Source organism: Mesorhizobium sp. WSM4836 (assembly GCF_055811815.1).
Window position 1 is genome coordinate 49,905 of record NZ_JBVVQF010000006.1, and the last position, 16,294, is coordinate 66,198.

General features: G+C 63.9%; 17 protein-coding genes and 1 pseudogene. 10 read left to right on the top strand and 8 right to left on the bottom strand.

The features are described 5' to 3' along the window. Nucleotides 1–29: 29 nt before the first annotated feature. Genes AC0L2P_RS09760 through AC0L2P_RS09770 form a run of 3 tightly spaced genes read left to right on the top strand, consistent with a single transcriptional unit; the run spans nucleotide 30 to nucleotide 3,720 of the window. On the top strand, nucleotides 30–515 hold the full coding sequence (locus AC0L2P_RS09760) for a (2Fe-2S)-binding protein (protein WP_473501022.1): 486 nt from the start codon (nucleotides 30–32) through the stop codon (nucleotides 513–515). Beyond that, nucleotides 512–1,501: an FAD binding domain-containing protein gene (locus AC0L2P_RS09765; RefSeq protein WP_473501023.1), complete on the top strand. Its 990-nt coding sequence runs from the start codon at nucleotides 512–514 to the stop codon at nucleotides 1,499–1,501. Before AC0L2P_RS09760 ends, AC0L2P_RS09765 begins: the two co-directional genes overlap by 4 nt. Beyond that, a complete protein-coding gene (locus AC0L2P_RS09770; RefSeq protein WP_473501024.1) occupies nucleotides 1,498–3,720 on the top strand; it encodes a xanthine dehydrogenase family protein molybdopterin-binding subunit in 2,223 nt (740 codons plus the stop codon). Before AC0L2P_RS09765 ends, AC0L2P_RS09770 begins: the two co-directional genes overlap by 4 nt. Here AC0L2P_RS09770 and AC0L2P_RS09775 read toward each other — a convergent pair. Continuing rightward, entirely contained in the window at nucleotides 3,698–4,897 is a 1,200-nt protein-coding gene (locus tag AC0L2P_RS09775; protein ID WP_473501025.1) for a M20 aminoacylase family protein, read from the bottom strand. The two genes, AC0L2P_RS09770 and AC0L2P_RS09775, sit on opposite strands and share 23 nt — an antisense overlap. A gap of 90 nt (nucleotides 4,898–4,987) precedes the next feature. Here AC0L2P_RS09775 and AC0L2P_RS09780 point away from each other — a divergent pair, with 90 nt between their 5' ends. Both AC0L2P_RS09780 and AC0L2P_RS09785 read left to right on the top strand, forming a co-directional pair. After that, nucleotides 4,988–5,818, top strand: coding sequence for an AraC family transcriptional regulator (locus AC0L2P_RS09780; RefSeq protein WP_473501026.1), 831 nt, complete (start codon nucleotides 4,988–4,990; stop codon nucleotides 5,816–5,818). A gap of 69 nt (nucleotides 5,819–5,887) precedes the next feature. Continuing rightward, the gene (locus AC0L2P_RS09785) at nucleotides 5,888–6,319 is read left to right on the top strand and encodes a cupin domain-containing protein (protein ID WP_473501027.1); all 432 of its coding nucleotides are present in this window, start codon (nucleotides 5,888–5,890) and stop codon (nucleotides 6,317–6,319) included. A gap of 249 nt (nucleotides 6,320–6,568) precedes the next feature. On the opposite strand, the gene AC0L2P_RS09790 is transcribed toward AC0L2P_RS09785, so the two are convergent. After that, nucleotides 6,569–7,477 (bottom strand): LysR family transcriptional regulator, encoded by a 909-nt coding sequence (locus tag AC0L2P_RS09790; protein ID WP_473501028.1) that lies wholly within the window; start codon nucleotides 7,475–7,477, stop codon nucleotides 6,569–6,571. A 162-nt stretch (nucleotides 7,478–7,639) separates the two neighbouring features. Here AC0L2P_RS09790 and AC0L2P_RS09795 point away from each other — a divergent pair, with 162 nt between their 5' ends. Continuing rightward, nucleotides 7,640–8,338: a type 1 glutamine amidotransferase domain-containing protein gene (locus AC0L2P_RS09795; protein WP_473501029.1), complete on the top strand. Its 699-nt coding sequence runs from the start codon at nucleotides 7,640–7,642 to the stop codon at nucleotides 8,336–8,338. 253 nt (nucleotides 8,339–8,591) lie between these two features. On the opposite strand, the gene AC0L2P_RS09800 is transcribed toward AC0L2P_RS09795, so the two are convergent. The 4 genes and pseudogenes from AC0L2P_RS09800 to AC0L2P_RS09815 all read right to left on the bottom strand — a co-directional run bounded on the left by AC0L2P_RS09800 (nucleotide 8,592) and on the right by AC0L2P_RS09815 (nucleotide 10,668). Further along, entirely contained in the window at nucleotides 8,592–9,128 is a 537-nt protein-coding gene (locus AC0L2P_RS09800) for a nuclear transport factor 2 family protein (protein WP_473501030.1), read from the bottom strand. Next, nucleotides 9,125–9,607, bottom strand: coding sequence for a hypothetical protein (locus tag AC0L2P_RS09805; RefSeq protein WP_473501188.1), 483 nt, complete (start codon nucleotides 9,605–9,607; stop codon nucleotides 9,125–9,127). The genes AC0L2P_RS09800 and AC0L2P_RS09805 overlap by 4 nt, the downstream gene beginning before the upstream one ends. A 182-nt stretch (nucleotides 9,608–9,789) precedes the next feature. Then, nucleotides 9,790–10,107: pseudogene (locus tag AC0L2P_RS09810) on the bottom strand (alpha/beta hydrolase); the annotation flags it as partial. Between the two features lie 57 nt (nucleotides 10,108–10,164). Beyond that, entirely contained in the window at nucleotides 10,165–10,668 is a 504-nt protein-coding gene (locus AC0L2P_RS09815) for a nuclear transport factor 2 family protein (RefSeq protein WP_473501031.1), read from the bottom strand. 115 nt (nucleotides 10,669–10,783) lie between these two features. Between AC0L2P_RS09815 and AC0L2P_RS09820 the strand changes: the two genes are divergently transcribed. Further along, nucleotides 10,784–11,692 (top strand): LysR family transcriptional regulator, encoded by a 909-nt coding sequence (locus AC0L2P_RS09820; RefSeq protein ID WP_473501032.1) that lies wholly within the window; start codon nucleotides 10,784–10,786, stop codon nucleotides 11,690–11,692. A 26-nt stretch (nucleotides 11,693–11,718) separates the two neighbouring features. Here AC0L2P_RS09820 and AC0L2P_RS09825 read toward each other — a convergent pair whose 3' ends face one another. Then, the gene (locus AC0L2P_RS09825; RefSeq protein ID WP_473501033.1) at nucleotides 11,719–12,174 is read right to left on the bottom strand and encodes a carboxymuconolactone decarboxylase family protein; all 456 of its coding nucleotides are present in this window, start codon (nucleotides 12,172–12,174) and stop codon (nucleotides 11,719–11,721) included. Between the two features lie 243 nt (nucleotides 12,175–12,417). On the opposite strand from AC0L2P_RS09825, the gene AC0L2P_RS09830 reads away from it, so the two are divergent. Both AC0L2P_RS09830 and AC0L2P_RS09835 read left to right on the top strand, forming a co-directional pair. After that, complete coding sequence (locus AC0L2P_RS09830; RefSeq protein ID WP_473501034.1) at nucleotides 12,418–13,182, top strand: copper homeostasis protein CutC; 765 nt, start codon at nucleotides 12,418–12,420, stop codon at nucleotides 13,180–13,182. A gap of 21 nt (nucleotides 13,183–13,203) precedes the next feature. After that, a complete protein-coding gene (locus AC0L2P_RS09835) occupies nucleotides 13,204–13,701 on the top strand; it encodes a GNAT family N-acetyltransferase (RefSeq protein ID WP_473501035.1) in 498 nt (165 codons plus the stop codon). A 17-nt stretch (nucleotides 13,702–13,718) separates the two neighbouring features. Here AC0L2P_RS09835 and AC0L2P_RS09840 read toward each other — a convergent pair whose 3' ends face one another. Continuing rightward, nucleotides 13,719–14,741, bottom strand: a complete 1,023-nt coding sequence (locus AC0L2P_RS09840) for an acyltransferase family protein (RefSeq protein WP_473501036.1) — start codon at nucleotides 14,739–14,741, stop codon at nucleotides 13,719–13,721. 405 nt (nucleotides 14,742–15,146) lie between these two features. Here AC0L2P_RS09840 and AC0L2P_RS09845 point away from each other — a divergent pair, with 405 nt between their 5' ends. Then, nucleotides 15,147–16,286, top strand: coding sequence for an FIST N-terminal domain-containing protein (locus AC0L2P_RS09845; protein ID WP_473501037.1), 1,140 nt, complete (start codon nucleotides 15,147–15,149; stop codon nucleotides 16,284–16,286). Nucleotides 16,287–16,294 lie beyond the last annotated feature (8 nt).

The window sequence follows — 16,294 nt, forward strand, 5'->3', positions numbered from 1 at the left end:
AGTACGGCATCTGCTTCGAGGTAACTCCAATGGACTTCCACGATCGGCACCTTTTGCGGTTGCGGGTGAACGGCGAGGATCACAGCCTTTCCGATCTCGATTCCCGCGTCACGCTGCTCGACCTGCTGCGCGAGCGGCTTCATCTGACCGGAACGAAAAAGGGATGCAATTTCGGCGAGTGCGGCGCCTGCACGGTGCATCTCGACGGGCAGCGTGTGAATGCCTGCATGATACTTGCCGTGTCCTGCGAGGGACGCGAGGTCACGACGATCGAAGGCCTGGCAGACAGCGATGCGCTTCATCCCGTGCAGCAGGCATTCATCGATCATGATGGTTTCCAGTGCGGATTCTGCACGCCCGGCCAGGTGATGTCGGCGGCGGCGCTGATCGAGGAGGGACATACCGGCTCCGATGCCGAGATCCGTGAATGGATGAGCGGCAATCTGTGCCGCTGCTCGGCCTATCCCCAGATCGTCGAGGCGGTGCGCGCAGCGGCCGGGAGGGCGAGCCAATGACCCCGTTCGTCTATGCGCGCGCCGATAGCCTGGGTGAAACGATCGCGGCCGGTGCCGCGCCGGACAGCGCCTTCCTCGCCGGCGGCACCGAATTGCTCAACTGGCTGCGCCTTGGCATTGCCGGGCCGACGCGGATCATCGATATCTCCCGCCTCGACGGGCTGGACCGGATCGAGGGACTGCCCGGCGGCGGCTTGACGATCGGCGCGCTGACGCATCTCAACGATGTCGCGCAGCATGCGCTGGTCATGCGCGACTATCCGGTGTTGAGCCAGGCGATCCTCAACGCCGCATCGCCGCAGCTGAGAAACCTCGCAACGATAGGCGGCAATCTGCTGCAGAAGACGCGCTGTGCCTATTTCCGTGCCGAAGAGCAGTTGCCGTGCAACAAACGTCGGCTCGGCTCCGGCTGCTCGGCAATGCATGGCATCAACGACAATCACGCGATATTCGGCTGGACCGAGGATTGCGTCGCCACCCAGCCATCGGACCCGGCGGTGGCGCTGGCAGCACTTGATGCGGTCATCGTCACCGCGCACCGCAGCGGCGGCCGGCGCATTCCGGCAACCGAATTCCACCTGCTTCCCGACACGCGGCCCGAGGCGGACAATGTGTTGCAGCAAGGTGAACTGATCACGGCAATCGAGCTGCCGGCGCCGGCGCCGCGATCGGCCTACCTCAAGGTGCGCGAGCGCGAATCCTACGAATATGCCATCGTCTCGGCCGCCGCGGTGCTGGAGATGGACGGTCAAACCATCGGTCGGGCGGCCCTGGCGCTGGGGTCCGTCGCGCTACGGCCGTGGCGGCTGAGCGTCGCCGAGGAGCGGCTCGCCGGTGCCGAAATCGGCGATCGCGAGGCGTTGAGCACCGCCATCGAGCAATCCTTCGCCGAAGCGCGTCCCTTGTCGCAGAACGCCTACAAGATCGAACTGGCCAAGACCGCCGCTTTGCGGGCGATCGAAAGAGCAGCGAGGATGCCGTCATGATGATCAGCCAGCCTGTTGCCCGCCCTGACGGCGGCGTCAAGGTTACCGGCCGCGCCCGCTATGCGGCCGACTATTTTGCCCCCGATCTGCTCCACGCAGTGCTGGTGACCGCGCCCGTTCCCGCCGGCCGAGTGACGTCGATCACCGTCGACGATGCGCTCGCCGAGGAAGGCGTCGTGCGTGTGCTCACGCATGAGGACATGCCCAAATTCGGCCGGTTCGCGTCGCCAAGGGCCGAGCCCGATACGCAGATGCAGCAGGCCGAAGGCCCGCCGGCGGCACAGAGCTTCATGCCCATGCAGAGCGACGAGATACGCCACGAGGGCCAGCCGCTTGCCATTGTGCTGGGCGAGACGCTGGAGGCGGCGGAGGCCGGTGCCCGCCGCGTCGCATTGCGCTACGAGTTCGCCGAGCCGGAATTGCCGGCACCGCCGGAGTGGGCCGCCATCGACAAGGCTGCGGTCGTGCCGAGGGAGAGCGGCTTCCTGTTCTTGGAGCCGACGTTTACGAAGGGCGAGGTCGACCGCGGGCTTGGCAACGCGGCCGCCACTGTCGAAGCCGTCTACCTGCAGCCGTCGCGCCATCACAACGCCATGGAGCCCTCGGCGACGCTCGCCGAGTGGAACGACGGAGAGCTGACGCTGCACGACGCCACGCAGCACGTCTATGGTGTCCGCAAGGTGCTTGCCGCCCGCATGGATGTCCCGGCCGAGAAGGTCCGCGTGATTTCCCGCCATACCGGCGGCGGCTTCGGCGGCAAGGGTTGGATCTGGCCGCATCAGGTGCTGGCCGCCGCCGCGGCGCGCATCATGCAGCGCCCGGTCAGGCTGGCGCTCAGCCGTGCAAACGCCTATTCCTGCCTCGGCTATCAGCCGCGCATGGCACAGAAGATCGCGCTGGCGGCGGACAGGTCGGGCAAGCTGACTGCCGTGCAACAGGACGTGGTTAACCTGACCACCGTGACCGACGATTTCGTCGAGTTCGCCACCGAAGCCTCGAAGGGTCTCTACGCCACGCCGGCAATGCGTCTCAGCCAGCGCGTCGAGCGCGCGAACGTCGCCATGCCGACGGCGCTGCGCGCGCCGGTCGAGGGTCCGGGCACCTGGGCCCTCGAAAGTGCGATGGACGAGCTCGCCCACCGCCTCGGCATCGATCCGCTCGACCTGCGTCTGATCAACCATGCGGACACGGATCCGGCCACCGGCCAGCCCTGGTCATCGAAGAAGCTGCGTGAGGCCTACGAGGAAGGCGCCCGCCTGTTCGGCTGGCGCGAGCGCCCGCGCCAGCCGCAACGCGACGGCGATTGGCTGATCGGCTATGGCATGGCGACCTGCAGCATGGGCTGTTTCCGCAACCCGACACCTGCGGCCGAGGTCAGGTTGCGCAGGGACGGCACGCTGCTTATCCGCACCGGCACCCAGGACATAGGGACCGGAACACTCACCGTCTTTCCGCAGATCGCGGCCGACGTGCTGGGCCTGCCGATGGAGAAGATCGAGTTGGAGATGGGCGATACGCAGCTGCCGGAGGCGGGGCCGACCTATGGCTCGTCGTCGACCATGGGAGTGGGCGCGGCGGTGCTCGCCGCCGCCGAAGATGCACGTTCGCAGCTTGCCCGTCTTGCCAATCTGCTGCCCGACGAGGTCGAGATGCAGGACGGCCATATTCGCCGCAAAGGCGCTGCCGGCGGTCAGACGATCGCCGATGTTATGAGCCATACCGACATCGGCGAGATCATCGGCTCCGGCTCGTTCGATCCGGCGCAGCATGGCAAAGGCCTCGCCATGCGCACTTTCGGCGCGATCTTCATCGAGGTCGGCGTCGATCCGGGGCTCGGCCTGCTCAGGCTTCGTCGCGCCGTCGGCAGCTACAGCGCCGGCCGCATTGTCAATCCCCGCACCGCACGCAGCCAGATGACGGGCGGCATCATCTGGGGCTGGGGCATGGCGGCAATGGAGCAGAGCAGGCACGAACCGGTGCTTGGGCGGTTCCTGTCGAAGAACCTTTCCGGGGTCGCCATTCCGGTCAACGCCGACATTCCCGGCAATATCATAATCCACTTCGTCGACGAGGTGGACGAGCATGCCAGCCCGATCGGCGGCAAGGGCATCGGCGAGCTTGGCGCCACCGGCGTTGCCGCCGCGGTTGCCAATGCCGTCTTCGACGCCACAGGCAAGCGGATCCGGGAGTTGCCGATCACGCCGGAGAAACTGCTGTAGAAGGACCGGCCGGCGGAAGCGTCTGCTCGACGAGGTTGACGTAATAGCGCATCACCGTCGGCACGATCTCGTCGTTGAAGACGTAGCGGTCGCCGTGCAGGCCTTCGCCCGGGCTGACCTCGCCGGCACCGATCCACACATAGCAGCCGCTCGCCTGACGGATCATGAAAGCGAAATCCTCGCAGCCGAGACTGGGGCTGAACTCGGTCAAGACATTCTCCCGGCCGACGACGGAGGCCGCCGCCTCGACGGCGCGGGCCGTCGCGTCCGGCGTGTTCATCAGCGGCGGGTAGCCCTTTCGGTAGTCGAGGCTTGCCTTGAGCGAATGCGCGGCGGCGATGCCTTGTGCGATCTCGCCGATCATCCTCTCGCAGTGGTCGGAAAATCCGGGTTCGAAGAAGCGGCAGGTGCCTTGCAGCCAGACCTTGCCCGGCACGATGTTGCCGACATTGCCGCCATGTATCTGCGTAAGGCTGACGACAAGCGCGCTTTGCGGGTCGACCGAGCGGCTGACGACACGCTGGACGGCTTGCACGAAGGCGCCCGCGGCCAGGATCGGGTCGTCGCCGAGCTGCGGCATGGCGGCATGCGCGCCAAGCCCCTCGAAGGTCAGCTCGAAATTGTTGACGGCCGCCATTTGCGCGCCAGCGCGGGCGGCGATCGTCCCCAGCCTGACGCCCGGCCAGTTGTGGACCGCATAGACCGCCTCGACCGGAAAGCGCTTGAACAGGCCGTCCTCGATCATGCGCATGCTGCCGCCCTCGTTCTCCTCGGCCGGCTGGAAGATGAAGGTGACGGTGCCGTCGAAGGTGCGCGACTCGCTGAGCAGTTTGGCGGCGCCGAGCAGCATCGCGGTGTGGCCGTCATGGCCGCAGGCATGCATCACGCCCTCTCTCCTCGAAGCATAGGCCAAGCCGGTTTTCTCCAGCACCGGAAGCGCGTCGAGCTCGGCGCGAAGACCGATGGCGCGTGTGCCGCCACCGCTGCGCAGGACACCGACGAGGCCGGTGCCGCCGATCCCTTCATGCACCTCGTCGACGCCGAAGGAACGCAGCTTCTCTGCAACGAAACGCGCCGTTTCGTATTCATTGAATCCGAGCTCCGGATTGGCATGGATATGGTGCCGCCAACCTATGACCTCTGGTGTCAGCGCGGGGATGGGGTCATTATGCAGCATGATGCCTCCTTTCACGCCGGCAAAGGCGGCGCGGTTTGATCCTGCCAGCCATAGAGGGCCGGACGAGAGGCGTCTTGAACCGGATTGACCATGGCAAGGACAAACGAAGCGGCAGAGACCGGGAAATACTGGCGCCATCCATGCTTCGCCGACCTTGGCCTGTTCGAGGCGCGCTTCACCCGGCACCGCTACGAACTGCACACGCACCCGACCTATGTGATCGCCCTGATCACCTCCGGCTGCGAGCGCATTCGCATCGGCCGTCAAAGCGTTCTTGCTCCGGCAGGCGCCATTGCCGTCGTCAATCCCGAGGAGTGGCATGACGGCGAACGCGGCGCCGACGAAGGCTGGGCCTACCGGACATTTTATCCCTCGGTGCCGCTGATGACCGCGCTTGCCCGCGAACTCGGCCGGGACGGCGCTCCGGTATTTTCGCGCGCGACCATCGAAGACAGCAGTCTCGCTGCAGCATTGATGGCAGCACACCAGGGCTCGACATCCCCGGACACAATGACGGCCGAGACGTCCCTGCTCATGGCGCTGAGACAGCTGATCGTCCGGCATGGCGATTGGAGCGGGCGTCCCGAGGAGGTCGAAAGCTCCAGCTCACGGCGAAGGTTTTCGCTCTACCGCGATCTTGTCGAAAACGAACTTGGCTCGCAGCTCGACCTCAAGCGGCTTGCCGACGCGGCTGGCGTAACCCGGTTCCAGGTCATCCGGGACTTCAACAAGGCGATCGGCCTGACGCCGGCGGCCTATATCCGCGACCGGCGATGGCGCCGGGCGAGCGCGCTGATCGAACGGGGATATGGTCTCGCCGACGCCGCCATCACGGCGGGTTTCGCCGACCAGAGCCATCTTTCCCGCACGTTCCGGGCCATGCATGGCATGACGCCGGGCATGTTTAGAAGAGCGGGATAGGCGCTTCTGAATAGACAGCTTGCGCGCCAATGCTTGCTGCGCAATGCTGACGCAGCTCGGGGGGGAATCATGCGAAAAATCTTGGCATCGACGCTGCTGCTCGCGGCTGCACTGTTTGCTAATAGGGCCCAGGCGCTGGATGCCAGCGGCACACCGGTTGTCGTGACGCCGCTTGCCTCTCGCACCGAGACCGCGTCCGGCCAGCCGATCACGCTGCCGCAGAAGAACGTGCAGGTCCTGGTCTCGGCCTATCAGATCGCGCCGGGCGCGACCTTGCCGGTCCACAAGCATCCGTTTCCGCGCTATGCCTATGTCGAGGCCGGCACGCTCCAGGTCACCAATGTCGAGACCGGCAAGAGCAACACCTATCAAACAGGTGATTTCATCATCGAGATGATCGGGCAATGGCATCAAGCGACCAATGTCGGCGCCGATTCGGTCAAGCTGCTGGTCATCGACCAGGTCGAAGAAGGCACCAAGAACACCGTGTTGCGCCAGTAGCTGCGGTCGACGGGCACTACAGCAAGCAACGTCCGAATTCACTCCGCCGCCTTCACCCGGTCCGCGGCGGGCGGCCAGAACGGCGCGATCCCCCTCCGATGGATGGCAATGGCGTTGACGCGCCAGCCTTCCGGCGTCCGCACAAGCCGGTGGAGATAGCCGCCGCCGACCGTCCAGAACCGCCCGCCGATCCAGTGGGTTGCGCGGACATGGCTGCGCCATTGAGCGGTCAGGACATCGCGAGCCGTCTTAGGTCTCCGACGTCATTTCTTTTGCCAATTCGCCGATCATCGAACGCAACCACCTGTGGGCTGGGTCGTGGCGGTAGCGAATGTGCCAAGCCATCTGCACTGGAAAAGTGCCGAGGTCGACGGGCGCCGGTAGTATCTTCAGGCGCGGATCCCTCTCAAGGCTGCGGCAGATCAGTCTCGGCAGCGTTGCGCAGTAATCCGTGACGGCAAGCATCTCTGGCACGGCCAGGAAGTGCGTGACGGAAAGGGCAATCTCTCGCTTGAGGTTTTGTTGCTCCAATGCCTGGAAGAGGCCCGCCCGCAGCCGGCCCGGCGGGAGCACGTTCACGTGCTTGAGCCTTTCATACTGTTCGCGGGAAATATGGTCTCGAACGTCGGGATGATCTTTGCGCAGCGCGCAGGCGAGCCCATCGTCCATAAGATGCTGGACGACAAGATTGCCCGGCGGATCGACGATCCGGCCAATCACCATGGCCGTGGTACCGGAAATGACGCCGGTCTCGGCGAGATCGTTGCCAAATGCCGTCATGCGGAGCTTGATCCCCGGCGCTAGCTCACGGGTCCTCGCGACGAGGGCCGGCATCAACACAAGCTCCACGTAACTGTTGGGGGCAAGCGTGAACAGCCGTTCGGCCTTTGCTGGCTGAAACTCCTGCTGGTTCAAAATGAGGTCGTCCAGTTGCGCCAGCGCTGCTTCGATCGTCGGAGCGATCTCCTCGGCCAATTGCGTCGGCTTTATGCCATACCTTTCTCGGATGAATAGCGGATCCCGCAGGGTGTCGCGCAGGCGGTTCAACGAATTGGACAGCGCCGGCTGGGTGATGCCCAGTCGCGCTGCTGCCCGTGTCACGCTCCGCTCCTCCATCAGGGCCAGGAAAACCAGGAGCAGGTTCAGATCGTATCTCATCGAGATATAATCTCACATGAATATGTAAAATAAATGAAATAAATTTCTGAAATACATGGGCAGGTGCCATTATCCGTGCATCGACACGCGGCCGATTGAGCTCCAAATCAACCGACTACGACGCCTCACCGGCGCGGCATCACCTGAGAAAAGGATCCGACAATGAAAGTCCTGATGGTACTCACCTCCCACGACACTCTCGGTAACACCGGCAAGAAGACCGGCTTCTGGCTCGAGGAGCTGGCAGCCCCCTACTACGTCTTCAAGGACGCCGGCGCCGAGATCACCCTCGCCTCGCCGAAGGGCGGCCAGCCGCCTCTCGATCCGAAAAGCGACGAGCCTATGTTCCAGACCGACCTTACACGGCGCTTCAGTGCCGACGAGGGTGCCAAGGCGCAGCTTGCAGAAACCGTGCGCCTGGACAGCGTCGACCAGAAGGACTTCGATACGGTCTTCTACCCCGGCGGCCACGGCCCGCTGTGGGATTTGGCCGAAGATCCGAATTCGATCAAGCTGATCGAATCCTTCATCGCGGCCGGCAAGTCGATCGCCCTCGTTTGCCACGCACCGGGCGTTCTGCATCGCGTGACCAATCCCGACGGCACGCCGTTTTTGCAGGGACGCTACGTCACCGGCTTCACCAATAGCGAGGAGGAGACCGTAGGTCTCACGAATGTCGTACCGTTCTTGGTCGAGGACGAGCTGATCAGCCTCGGCGCGGTTTTCTCCAAGGTCAAGGACTGGGGCGTCCACACAGTCGTCGATGGCCAGCTTATCACGGGTCAGAACCCAGCATCATCGAGCGAGGCAGCTGAGGCGCTGCTAGGCGCTTTGAGCCAGAGGAAGAGCAAGACCGCCTAAGCGGTCTGGAACAATCGTGATCTGCCGACCGCTCGCGTCGGCGGATCACCTTCAGCACCCGCTACAGTCCCAAGCCGATCCGAAACGTCTTGCAGTGAAAGGGTCATGTCTCGTGTCCGCGGTGGCGCCACCAATGCGGCATGCGCCAAGCCTGCCCCGACATTTCCATCAATATCCATGTTGCCGATGCTTCGAGCAACCTCGCCGTGCGACTGGGCATGCGCAAATCCGAACACTCATTTGGCCTCCGACTTCACCCGGTCGGCAGCGGCGGCCAGCACGGCGCGGTCCCCTCCTCGTACAAGCGGCGGATGGAGATTGTCTTGACGCGCCAGCCTTCCGGCGTCCGCACCAGCCGGTGGAGATAGCTGCCGCCGATCGTCCAGAACCGTCCGCCGATCCAGTGGGCTGCGCGGACATGGCTGCGTGCAACCGCGTCATCGCCGGCGCCTTCGACAATGATGTTGGTGATGAGGTGCTGGGTGGCGTCGAAGCCCGGCAGCAGCGCTTGCCATTGGGCGATCAGCGCGTCGCGGCCGCTGGTCGTGACCTCGCCGCCGAAGAGGCTGGTATAGTCGGTCGTGACACGGGCCGCGAAATAGGATTTGACCCGGTTCCATTCACGCAGATCGGCATAGAGGCCGATCCCGGCCACTGCCTCGGCGATTGCAATCCTGTCTTCGACCGTCAGCGCATCTCCAGATGCGCTCGAGGCGGGCGCCGAGACGGCGGAAACCATCGCAGCGGAAACCGCCGCGGCCAGGACATGCCGGCGGGTGACGAGATTCATTGTCCCGCCTCCCCTGCACTGCCCAGCGTCGCACGGAAGTGCGCGGCAACGGCATTACTCGCCGCCGTTGCCGGCGCGGCACCATCGTAGAAATCGAACTGGGTGACGCTGTCGAGCCACAGCTCCCGCTTGGAACTCGTCAGTCGCGCGTAGAATTTGTGCGCACCTTGCGGGATGGCAGCCGCCTCGCTATGCACCATCAGAAAGGGCTGGTGCAGGCGCGGGGCGGCCTGGATGGCGTCGAACCTCAGCCAGCCGCGCCAGAAGGCCGGATCGGCCTCGTTGCGCCAGGCCGGGATCATGCCGCGATCGGGTTCGGTGTAATAGGGCACCTTGAACATGATCGCGCGCTCGTCGGTAAGGCTGGCAGCCGGCAGGAACGCCTGTCTGCCGGTGCGGCGATACGCGGCCTCGGCCGCATCGCTCGCGGCCTCAAGCCTGGCGACGCCGTCCTTGCCGCCATAGGTCTGCTCGACCACTTCGGCATCCTGCAACCAGGGCGCAACGAGGGCGACCGATTTGATCGCGGCGTTTTCGGCCGCAGCAGTGACCGTGTAGCCGGAGCTGGCGCAAATGCCGAGCCCGCCGATGCGGTCTGATCGGCTTCGGGCAGGCTCGCGAGATAGGCGACCGCCGCTTCGATGTCGGCGATCTTGGCCCTAGGATCCTCGTACTGGCGGCGTAGGCCGCCGCTTTCGCCCCAGCCGCGAAAATCGAAGGTCAAGGCGACGAAGCCGCGGTCGGCCATCTCGCGGGCGTGGCGGGCCGGCATCTGTTCCTTCACCGTCATCCAGGCGCCGGTCACGACCAGCGCGGGCCGAGGTTTCGTCACGTCGAGATCGTCGGGCAGATAGAGTTCGCCGACGAGCTGCTCACCGTGCGAGGTGAATGTGACGCGCTCGACGCGCGGCGCGGCGACGGAATTGGAGGCGGCGAGCGCCGCGACGGTTGCGACGGCAAGTGTCAGGGTTCTAAGCATCGCAAGTCTCCTTTGGCTTGGAGTGAGAAGTGCGGCGTTGCGAGAAAGACCGCCGTCTCAGCGCTCGCCAGCCAGTCGGCCGGGCAGTGGCTTCAGCGGGTAATGCACCCAGTAGAAGGCGTCCGACTGGTACATGTCGGTCAAAAAATTCTGTGCCTCGACGATCTTGCCGTCTTGGATGCGAAACATCAGCGCGTAGAGCTGATCGATCTCGGGACCTGAGCCGACATTCGACCAGCCGCGATGGACGTCGACGACGAGATCGCCTTGCGCCTGGAAGAAGATCGGCTCGGCCTTGAATTTGCCTTCGGCCAGGCCGCGGAAAAAGGCGACCACCTCGTCCGGCCCGCGTTTGTCGCCGGCGAGCGGATGATGACCGGGAATGCGCCACATGATGTCGGCCGCGAGGAAGGGCCGCACGGCCTCGGGATTGCCGGTCGCGTAAGCTGCGTAATAGTCCTTGATGAGCTGGATGTTGGCGTCCTCCAGCGGCCCGGCATTTGCTGGGGCGGCAGACACCGCCAGAAGAGCGCCGGCGGCGAGTAAAGCGAGCCTGGTCATCGGTCCTGTTCGAGCCGTCGCAACGGCGGGGCTCGTTCTTCGGACCCAGCATGAGGCCTTTTGTTCGCCGGAAAAACCAGTAGAGTTCGACAGGGCTATTTGTAAAATCCTCACAATGCGTCTGGACCAATTCAGCGGCATCGTCGCCTTCGTAAAAGTTGCGGAGGCCAAAAGCTTCACCCGCGCCGCAGCCGAGCTCGGCGTCGCTCCGGCCTCGTTGAGCGAGGCGGTCAAGGGGCTCGAGGAGCGTCTGGGCGTGCGGCTGCTCAACCGGACGACCCGCAGCGTTGGCTTGACCGAAGCCGGCGCTCAATACCTCGACCATGTGCGCCCGGCAGCCGAGGATATCCGGGCGGCTGGTGCGGCACTGCGCGAAGCTCGCGACCGTCCCGCCGGCACGCTGCGCCTCAGCCTGCCCTGGATCGCCGCGCCGCTGCTGATCGAGCCACTAATGCGGCCGTTCATGGATGCTTATCCCGAAGTACGGCTTAGTCTGATTTGCGACGACAGCTTCGTCGACATCGCCGCCGAGGGCTTCGACGCCGGTCTGCGCATCGGCGAGCTTCTGGAGAAAGATATGATAGGCGCGCGCCTGGGCGGGCCCCTGCAGATGGTCGTGGTGGGCAGCCCCGACTATCTGGCGCGCAACGGTACGCCGAAGCGGCCGGCCGACCTCGCCGCCCATCGCTGCATCGCGTTCGCCCTGACCCGCAGCCGCACGATTTCGCCCTGGGAGCTCATCGTGGAGGGGCGCGAAATCGCATTCACGCCGGACGCGTGTCTGGTCGCAAACACGCTTCCGCTGTGCATTACCGCCGCCGCGCAGGGGATTGGGCTCGCCTTCGCGGTCGAGGGTCTCGCCGCGCCGCTTCTCACCTCAGGCGCGCTGGTCAAGGTGCTGGAGCCCTTCTGTCCCGCTTACCAGCCGCTCCACCTCTATTATCCGAGCCGCCGCCTCGTACCGCCGAAGCTGCGGGCCTTCATCGACTTCGTGCGCGCGAATTCGCACAAGCTGCGGATCTGATGTGGTTTTGCGAAAACCCGCCCCGTTCAGCCCCAGGCGCCGACCATCTGCCTCGTGGTTGCGTTGAGCCGGTTGAATGCGTTGATCAGGGCAATCTGGACGACCAGGGCGGCAAGCGCTTTTTCATCATAGTGCCGGGCTGCCTCGTCCCAGACCTCATCCGGCACCGGATCCGACCGGTCGGCCAACCGGGTTGCCGCCTCGGTCAGTGCCAGCGCGGCGCGTTCGGCGTCGGTGAAATAAGGTGTCTCCCGCCAGGCTGATACGGTGAAGACGCGCTCGTCCTTTTCGCCCGCCTTCTTCAATTCGCGCGCATGCATATCGACGCAGAGGCTGCATCCGTTGATCTGGCTGGCGCGCAAATGGACGAGCTTGCGCGTCACATAGGACAGGTCAGCCGTTTCCGTCGACTTGTCCAGCGCGAGCAGCGCCTGCAGGGCGCCGGGAATGAGCATCACCGGGTTTTTCAATCGTGCTTGCATTTTGGTCTCCTTAGGCGTGCTTTTGCAGGTCGACATTTCGGCTTTCGGTCGGCCGCGCTGTTAGTGCAATCAATAACTCGCCAGCTATGAGTTGACATATAGCTTGGCGGTTATGGATGTGTCAAGCGGCAAAATTGGAGGAACAGTCGGCGGTCCTGTCGCGTGTTGACCCAACAGTTCCGGCTTTCATGGCACCAGACCCGATGCTACCGCTGGCCAGCTGAAATCATCAACGGATTCCTCATGACCGAGACCGAACGCCCTCGCCTGCCGCTGATCGAGATCTGCGTCGAAGGCATAGACGGCCTGCTGGCCGCGCAAGCCGCCGGCGTCGACCGTGTCGAGCTCTGTGCCAGCCTGATCGAGGGCGGCATCACGCCGAGCTTCGGCACGGTGCGCACGGCGCTCGAGCTGGCGACGATCCCGTTCCACGTCATCGTGCGGCCGCGCGGCGGCGATTTTCTCTACAGCGAGGCCGAATATCGTTCGATGCTCGCCGATGTCCGCGCGCTTGCCGAGCTCGGCGTCGCCGGTGTCGTTATCGGCTGCCTTAATACCGACGGCACGATCGATGAGCAGCGCATGGGCGAACTGGTGAAGGCGGCGGGGCGATTGAACGTCACCTGTCACCGCGCCTTCGACATGACCGGCGACCCGACGGAGGCGCTGGAGGCGCTGATCCGCTGCAAGGTCGGCCGCGTGCTGACCAGCGGCCAGCGCGACACGGCACTGGAAGGCGCTGACCTGCTCGCCGATCTTGTCAGGCAGGCCGGCGAACGCATCATCATCCTCGGCTGCGGCGGGCTTGATCCCGAGAATATCGCGGAGGTGCGGAGGAAAACCGGGCTGGTCGAAATGCACTTCGCCGCGCTCAAGGACGTGCCGAGTGCCATGCGTTACCGCAATCCGAAAGTCGGCATGGGCGGCACCGACCTCGACCGCGAATACCGCAACACCGTGACCGACAAGGCGATGGTAGCGGCGACCATCGCCGCCGCCCGGACATGATCCTGGAAGATCGAAGAAAACATGATCGAAGTGGGTTTGCCGATCGAACGGGTTTCGCCGCAGGACGAGCCCGCAATCCTCGCGCTCAACAACGAGCATGCTGCCGAATTGTCGTGGCTCGAACCCGAGCGCCTCTCCTTCCTGCTCGGCGAAGCGTTTTACGCGCGCCGCATCGGTGCGCTCGAAGCCTTCATCATGACGTTCCACCAGGACGCCAGCTACGACAGCCCCAACTTCCTGTGGTTTCGCCAGCGCTATCCGCGGTTCGTCTATGTCGATCGCGTCGTGGTCGACGCCAAAGCGCGCGGCCGCGGCCATGCCAGCCGGCTGTATGAGGATCTGTTCGAGCAGGCGTCACGCGCCGGCCAGGCGATCGTCACCTGCGAAGTCAATGCCGAGCCGCCCAATCCGGCTTCGGACGTTTTCCATGCCGCACTCGGCTTTGTGGAAGTGGGCGACGCGGTAATCCACGACGGCAGGAAGGAGGTGCGGTATTATCTAAGACGGATTGCCGGCTGAACGGCAGGCGCCTCACCCTACCAATTGCGGTTCAGCCAGGAGCGGGCCGGCTTTTCGATGATGTAGTAGCTGCACAGAGCGCAAGCGAACGCCGCCGCCAACATCAGCCACGGAGAACTGCCTTCTATGTCGACGAATTGATAAAAGGGCTGCTGCCAAAGATACAGCGAATACGACCACAGCCCCAGCATCGTCATCGGCCGTGAGGCTAGAAACCCGGTCAGATACCGGCTGCTGAAGTCGAGCGAGTTGACGGCGAGCGCCAACAACGGCACCGCGACGAGATAGTGGATCGGGGTTGGCACGGCAGCCATGAAAAGCAGCACTGCTATGACTGAGGCCGCCAGGGCGACATGCGGCCCCTTGAGCAGCGCCGGCAGCCTGTCGCCGGCCTTGAGCAGGCATATCACCGCCGACAGCAGGATCGAGGCGATGTGCACGTCGGTGCGCCAATAGGTGCCCTCGTAGCCAATTGCGAGCACCCAGTAGGAGATGGCGCCGTTTGCCATTGCGATCAGCGATAATGCACCTAGCAATAGGACGACGTGCGATCGCCCCGAGACGACAACGCTGATCAGCGCCAGGATGATGTAGGCATGCTCTTCGACGCAGAGCGACCAGATATGGTCGAGCGCGCCGGCGCGGGTGACGAAAATTCCGGCATAGTTGTAGGTGAACGTCAGCGTCGTCAGCGCCGCCTTCCACTTGAAGGCGATGAATGTGCCGGACAGGGCGATCATCGCGGCAACGACAAAAACCAGCAGTGCCGGATAGATGCGAGAGAACCGGCGCTTGAAGAATTTCTTCAGCGGATAGTGTTCGACAAACAGGATCTCGGCCATTAGCCGGCCGCTGAGTACGAAGAAGAATTCGACGCCCAGGACGCCGAGATTGATGCCGGGAACGGGAAAGAAATGGCCGATCAGTACCAGCGCGATCGACAGGCCGCGCCAGCCGTCGAGATAGGCAAGTCTGGTTCTTGCCGAGCTGTCGGCGACAGGCCTGGACACGACAAGACGCGTCGCGGAGATGTCCGTCATGCCGGTCCCTTCTGCGAAAGGCGGGCTGGAGGCTGCATTCTCTGCCATATTGCAGTGCACTAGAATTTTGTGCAAGTGCGAGATAACGACACGCCCGAAGCACGGGATGCACGGAAAAGGGGCCGATACGGCCCCTTCCCAAAGCCGACGGTCTGCAGTCTCAGGCGTTGGCGGCAGCCACCGCGATCGCGGTGCGATGTCGCCTTCCGTCCGTGAGCGGCTGCGCTGACGCCGTCAAACGGCAGAAACTTCAAATCCATCATGTTGGCTCATTGCCAAAGCGCCGCTTCAAGACAACAATGACCTCGACGCCGGCGCGCCAGACGCGCACAAAAAAAGCGTCGGAGGAAATGGAGGAGGAAGCCGCTGGCCAAGTCACGGACGCGCTATGCATGCGGCCTTTCGGTGCTCACCACCGACGAATCTGACGCGGATGCGTTCGCCCGGGCGGTGGCAGCGGAAGCAGTGGCCATCGACGCCGGATTTGCCCTCCTGTTTTTCTCGCAGAGTCTCATAGAGGCCGTCGCCCTGTCGGAAGCGCTGAAGACCCACGCGCCGGCGCTCCATTATGCCGGCTGCTCGACGGCCGGTGAGATAACGCCCAAGGGGCTGGAGGAAGGCCAAATCCTGGCGATGCTGCTTCCCTCCGCATCGTTTTCGGCAGCCAGCACCATGGTCGAAAATCTGTCCTCATCGGGCATGGACGGGATTACCGGCGAAGTCGAGGCGCTGAGGCGTTCGTTACGCGAGCGCCTCGGGCACGAGCGAGCCGACACCACTTTCGCGCTCTGCTTGATCGACGGGCTGTCCTATGCCGAAGAAGCGGTGACCTCCGCCATCCATTGGGGGCTCGACGATATTCCATTGATCGGCGGGTCGGCCGGCGATGATTTGAAATTCGAGACAACGCGGCTGATCTCGAACGGCAAAGTGACCTCCGACAGCGCCATCATCGTGCTGATCACCACGGAAATTCCTTTCCACGTCTTCAAGACCGACAATTTCGTTCCCACCGACGAGAAGCTGGTGGTGACGGCATCTGATCCCGACCACCGCATCGTGCGCGAATTCAACGCCACCATTGCCGCCGAGGAATATGCCGCCTCGGTCGGCGCCGTCGCGCAGATGCTGACGCCACTGAGTTTTGCCTCGCACCCGGTGGTGGTGAAAGTGGGCGGCGAATTTTACTGCCGTTCAATCCAGAAGATGCACGCGGACGGCTCGCTGTCGTTCTTCTGCGCCATCGACGATGGTGTCGTACTTGCCGTCGCCCAGCCCAAGGACATGGTCGAGGCGACCCGCGCCGCGCTCAGCGACGTCAGCGAAAGGCTTGGCGGCATCGACCTGATCCTCGGTTTCGACTGCGTGCTGCGCCGGCTCGACGCGCGTAACCGCCAAGTCTATCGCGAGATTTCGGAACTCTACAAGGTCAACAACGTCCTCGGCTTCGGCACCTATGGCGAACAGTACCGTTCGATGCATCTGAACCAGACCTTCACCGGCATCGCCTTCGGTGAACGCAACGCGGCCGAAGCGGCGGAATAGGAAATCCG